At 73.9% G+C, this 5,479-nt stretch carries 4 protein-coding genes; 2 read left to right on the forward strand and 2 right to left on the reverse strand.

Annotation, left to right across the window (positions count from 1 at the left end):
- Nucleotides 1-157: 157 nt before the first annotated feature.
- Nucleotides 158-2,854: a SpoIIE family protein phosphatase gene (locus ACFZAU_RS41650; RefSeq protein WP_500556583.1), complete on the reverse strand. Its 2,697-nt coding sequence runs from the start codon at nucleotides 2,852-2,854 to the stop codon at nucleotides 158-160.
- A gap of 75 nt (nucleotides 2,855-2,929) precedes the next feature.
- On the opposite strand from ACFZAU_RS41650, the gene ACFZAU_RS41655 reads away from it, so the two are divergent.
- The gene (locus ACFZAU_RS41655) at nucleotides 2,930-4,039 is read left to right on the forward strand and encodes a winged helix DNA-binding domain-containing protein (protein ID WP_500556584.1); all 1,110 of its coding nucleotides are present in this window, start codon (nucleotides 2,930-2,932) and stop codon (nucleotides 4,037-4,039) included.
- A gap of 117 nt (nucleotides 4,040-4,156) precedes the next feature.
- On the opposite strand, the gene ACFZAU_RS41660 is transcribed toward ACFZAU_RS41655, so the two are convergent.
- Nucleotides 4,157-4,717, reverse strand: a complete 561-nt coding sequence (locus ACFZAU_RS41660) for an NADPH-dependent FMN reductase (protein ID WP_500556585.1) — start codon at nucleotides 4,715-4,717, stop codon at nucleotides 4,157-4,159.
- Between the two features lie 116 nt (nucleotides 4,718-4,833).
- Here ACFZAU_RS41660 and ACFZAU_RS41665 point away from each other — a divergent pair, with 116 nt between their 5' ends.
- On the forward strand, nucleotides 4,834-5,343 hold the full coding sequence (locus ACFZAU_RS41665) for a MarR family winged helix-turn-helix transcriptional regulator (RefSeq protein ID WP_500556586.1): 510 nt from the start codon (nucleotides 4,834-4,836) through the stop codon (nucleotides 5,341-5,343).
- Nucleotides 5,344-5,479: the final 136 nt, after the last annotated feature.

Here is a 5,479-nt window from a genome sequence, read left to right on the forward strand (position 1 = left end):
CACCCCGGAGGCCCCGCCCCCGGCCCACCCATGCACAGTGCGCAGGCCCGCACCAATCGCGCCGGGCAATCGGGAGGGCGGGTGGGGGAGAAACCGCAACCCCAGCCACAAACAACCCGCACACAACAACAAGCCGCAACCACGGACCCCGGGCACGCTACCGCAGCTGCTGCTCGGCCCAGATCACCTTCCCCTCGGCCGTGTACCGCGTCCCCCAGCGCTCCGCGAACTGCGACACGAGGAACAGCCCCCGCCCGCCCTCGTCCGTCGCGGCCGCGTACCGCAGGTGCGGGGAGGTGCTGCCGGCGTCGGAGACCTCGCAGACCAGCACCTGGTCGAGGATCAGCCGGACCTTGATGGGCTCGGCCCCGTACCGGATCGCGTTGGTGATGAGCTCGCTGAGCACCAGCTCCGTCGTGAAGGACAGCTCCTCCAACCCCCAGGCGCCCAGCTGCCGCTGGACCGCCGCGCGCACCCCGGAGACCGCGGCCGGGTCGCTGGGCACGTCCCAGTCGGCGACGTGGCCGGGGTCGAGGACGCGGGTGCGGGCGACGAGGAGTGCGATGTCGTCGCCGGGCCGGTCGGGCAGCATGGCCTTGAACACGTCGCGGCAGGTGTCCTCGGGGTCGCGGCCCGCCTGGGACAGGGACCGGCGCAGGAGTTCCAGGCCCTCGTCGATGTCCCGGTCGCGGTCCTCCACGAGGCCGTCGGTGTAGAGCACCAGGCTGCTGCCCTCGGGCAGCGTCAGCTCCACGGCCTCGAAGGGCAGTCCGCCCAGGCCCAGCGGGGGTCCGGCCGGTACGTCGGGGAACTCGACGGTCCCGTCGGGGTGGACGACCGCGGGGAGCAGGTGACCGGCGCGGGCCATCGCGCAGGTGCCGGACACCGGGTCGTAGACGGCGTACAGGCAGGTGGCGCCCGCGACGATGGTGCCCGCGGGGGCGGTGCCGTCGCCGGTGGGACCGGATTCGTTCTGGTCGATGCGGCCGACCAACTCGTCCAGGTGCACCAGCAGTTCGTCCGGCGGAAGGTCCAGCGTGGTGAAGTTGTGCACCGCCGTCCGCAGCCGCCCCATCGTGGCGGCCGCGTGCAGTCCGTGTCCGACGACGTCGCCGACCACGAGGGCGACCCGTGCCCCGGGCAGGGGCAGGACGTCGAACCAGTCGCCGCCGACCCCCGCCTGCGCGGGCAGGTACCGGTAGGCGGCCTCCAGGGCGGTCAGCCGCGGCAACTCCCTTGGCAGCAGGCTGTGCTGGAGGGTGACCGCCATCGTGTGCTCGCGGGTGTAGCGGCGGGCGTTGTCGACGCACACCGCGGCCCGTGCCGCGAGTTCCTCGGCGAGCTTGAGGTCCTCCTCGTCGAACGGCTCCGGGGCCTGCGAGCGCCAGAAGTTCACCATGCCGAGGAGCACGCCGCGGGCGCTGAGCGGGGCGCAGATCAGCGAGTGGATGCCGAAGCCGACGACCTTCGCGCTGCGCTGCGGGTCCTGCGCCCGCCAGCCGGGGGAGTCCGCGAGCCGGGGCTCCAGGACGGCCCGGCCGCCGGCGATGCCGGCCGCCTGCGGACTGGACGGCACGAAGTGCAGCGGGTGCCCCGTGGGGTACAGCGGGTGGTCGTCGCGGATCCCGGTCACCGCGACCCGGCGCATCTCCACCGACGGGCCCGTCCGCGGCTCGTCGCCGCGCAGCACCCGTACCGCGAGGTCCACGGTGACGTAGTCGGCGAAGCGCGGCACCGACACCTGCGCCAGTTCCTCCGCGGTCCTGGTGATGTCCAGCGTGGTGCCGATGCCCATGCTGGCGTCGTACAGCAGCCGCAGCCGGGTCCTGGCGGTCTCGACGCGCCCGGACAGCGCCCGCAGTTCGGTGGCGTCGCGCAGGGTCGCCACGCTGCCCGGCGGGCCGCCGTTGCGGTCGGTGTGGCGGTTGTTGAGCAGCAGCAGCCGGCCCCCGGCCGGCAGCACCTCGTCGGTCGTGTCACGGCCGGAGGCCAGCAGTTCACGGGCGCGCTCGTCGAGGCCGAGCCCGGTGACGGGGCGGCCCTCCGCGTCGGCGGGCAGGTCCAGCAGCCGTCGCGCCTCGTCGTTGGCGAGCAGCAGCCGCCGGTCGCCGTCGAGGATGAGGACGCCCTCGCGCACGGCGTGCAGCACGGCGTCGTGGTGCTCGTACATGCGCGTCATCTCGACTGGGCCGAGGCCCCTGGTCTGCCGGGTGAGCCGCCTGGCGATCAGCCAGCTGCCTGCGGTGGCGAGGGCCAGCACCGCCGCCGAGAAGCCCAGCAGGACCGGCAGTTGCTCGTTGACCGCGCCGCTGACCTTGGCGATGGTGATGCCGGAGGACACGATGCCGACGACCCTGCCCCGGTCGTCGAGCACCGGCACGTTCGCCTGCACCAGCGGTCCGATGGTGCCCACGATGCTCTCGGTGACCACCTGACCGCGCAGGGCGGGACCGATGTTCCCGACGAACTTCTTGCCGATGCGGTCGGGTTTGGGGTGCGTGTAGCGGATCCCCTGCAGGTCCGTCACCACGATGAAGTCCACCCCGGAGCGCCGGCGCGCCTGTTCGGCCTTCGGCTGCAGCACCGCGGTGGGGTCGGGGGAGGCGAGCGCCGCCGCGAGGCCCGGCGAGCTCGCGAAGGTCGTGGCCACCGCCACCGACCGGTTGCGGGCCTCCTGTTCGCTGTCGTGCCGCGCCTGCACGACGAGTTCGACGACGGCGGCGGCGACCAGCAGGACGACGACCACGACCTGCAGCAGGAAGACCTGCCCGGCCACGCTGCGCCCGGCCAGCGGCGCTCGCAGCCCCCGCTCCGGTGGTTTCCTCGAGGGGCGATGATCGCTCGGCCCGGCCATAGGCTATGTCTACACTCCCGGGCACTGCCGGGGCGACCGTTACCCCCGAGTTGTTCGTGCACGTACGGTGTCCGCATGCGCAGGACGACACCGGGGGCCGTGCTGGGCCGCCGTACGCTCAACAGGGCCCTGCTGGACCGGCAACTGCTGCTGGCACGGTCGGGGATGAGCGCCGTGGAGGCGGTCGGGCATCTGGTGGGTCTTCAGTCGCAGGCCCCGCACGCGGCGTACGCCGCCCTGTGGACCCGGCTGGAGGGCTTCGCCTTCGGCGACCTGTCGCGGCTGCTGCTGGACCGCGCGGTGGTGCGGATCGCGCTGCTGCGCGGCACCGTCCATCTGGTCACCGCGGACGACGCGTTGCGTCTGCGGCCGGTGCTGCAGCCGCTGCTGGACCGGCAGATCACCCAGGGCTCCTGGGGTCCGGGGGTGCGCGGGGTGGACCGCGACGAGGCCGTCGCCGCCTGCCGGGAGCTCGTCGAGGCGGAGCCGCGTACCCCGGGGGAGCTGCGCGAACTGCTCGGCCCGCGCTGGCCGGACGCCGATCCGGCGTCGCTCGCCAACGCGCTGCGCAACTGGCTGCCGCTGGTGCAGGTGCCGCCGCGCGGCGTGTGGGGGGTGTCCGGGCGGACCGCGTACACCACGGCCGATGCCTGGCTCGGACGTCCCCCGGTCGCCGCCCCCGACCCGCGGGCGCTGGTGCGCCGCTACCTGGCGGCCTTCGGGCCCGCCTCCGTCGCCGACGCGCAGAAGTGGTCGGGGCTCACGGGGCTGCGGGAGGTCTTCGCCGCGATGGAACTGCGCGGCTACCGCGACGAGGAGGGCCGGGTGCTGTACGACGACCCGGACGCCGCGCCGCTGCCCGATCCGGACCTGCCGGTGGGCGCCCGCTTCGTCGCCGACTTCGACAACCTGGTGCTCTCGCACGCCGACCGTTCGCGCATCCTGGCGCGGGAGCACGTCCGGAGGGTGATGACGGCCAACGGCATCGTCCGCGGCACGGTCCTCGTCGACGGCTTCGTGGGCGGCACCTGGAGCACCGGGCGGGCGCGTGGTTCCGCCGTGGTCACGGTCGTGCCGTTCGCGCCGCTGGCCGCCGCCGACCGTGACGCGCTGGAGGCTGAGGGCAGACGGCTGCTCGCCGCCTCCGACCCGGAGGCGGACCACCACGACGTGCGCTTCGCCTGAGGGGAGCGGGCGGCGCGGCGGGGCCGGGCGGGGGATCGTTCCGCCCGGCCCCCGGGCCCCGCGTCCCCGCCCGGTCGCCGGCAAGGTGCGGCCGGGCGACCGGGGACGGCGCGGAGTTCAGCCGCGCAGCGGCGCGAGGGCGCGGCTCCAGTCGATGACCTCGTCGATGAGGGTCGACAGGCTCGCGGCCTGGTGCTCGCCGGGGGCGAACTCGCTGAAGTTGACGAAGTCGGTGAAGAGGGAGAGCGCGACCTGGGTGCGCACGTCGGCCATCTTCAGCTCGCCGGCGATCAGGCGCAGGTGCTCGGCGGCGCGGGCGCCGCCCACGGAGCCGTAGGACACGACGCCCAGCGCCTTGTGGTTCCACTCGGCGTGCAGGTAGTCGATGGCGTTCTTCAGCACGCCCGAGGTGGAGTGGTTGTACTCCGGGGTGATGAAGATGAAGCCGTCGAAGCTGCCGATCTTGGCGGCCCACTCCTTGGTGTGGGCGTTCTGGTACTGGCCCATGGCCGGCGGGATCGGCTCGTCGAGGTGGGGGAGCGGGTAGTCGGCGAGGTCCACGAGCTCGAAGGTGGCGTCGCCGCTGTGCTGGGCGGCCTGCTCGACGACCCAGTGCGCGACCTTCTCGCCGTTGCGGCCGGGGCGGGTGCTGCCGAGGATGATGCCGATCCTGGTCATGAGGCGTGATTCCCGATCTGTGTGGTGCCGGTATGAATTGAAGCTTCAACTTGAAGCTTCAAGTGCACAGTAACAGATCGGATTGAAGCTTCAAGCGGTCCGATAGCCTGTGCGGCATGACGAAGAACACAGCGGCACCGCCCTCGCCCGCCGCTGCGGAGCCGCGCTGGCTGCGCGGCGGCGAGCTGACCGCGTGGATGTCGATGGCCCGCGTCATGGCACGGCTCCTGCCGGCCCTGGAGCGTGAGCTGGAGCGCGACGCGGAGCTGAACTGGATGGAGTACCACGTCCTCGCGATGCTCTCCGAGCAGGAGCGGCACACCATCAGGATGAGCGTGCTCGCGGACCGCGCGAGCTCCTCCCTGTCCCGGCTGTCGCACGTGGTGCGGCGCCTGGAGCACCAGGGCTTCGTCCGCCGCGAGACGGACCCCGGGGACGGCCGCTACACGCTGGCGATCCTCACGCCCGAGGGGTACGAGAAGCTGGTGGCCTCAGCGCCCGCGCACGTCGAGGCCGTGCGCCGGATGGTCCTGGACCCGCTGGACCCGGGCGAGCTGGAGGCCCTCAAGCCCGTCTTCGACCGGATCTACGCCGCCGTGGACGCCGCCGAGCGCGGCGGCCGCTGACGTGGAGGGGGGGGGGGGGGGGGGGGGGGGGGGGGCCCCCCCCCCCCCCCCCCCCCGCCCCCCCCCCCCCGCGCCCGGGGGGGGGGGGCGCGCGCGCCCCGCGCCCCCCCCCCCCCCCCCGGGGGGGGGGCGGCGC

It is taken from the genome of Streptomyces sp. NPDC008238 (assembly GCF_042956445.1).
Taxonomy (GTDB): domain Bacteria; phylum Actinomycetota; class Actinomycetes; order Streptomycetales; family Streptomycetaceae; genus Actinacidiphila.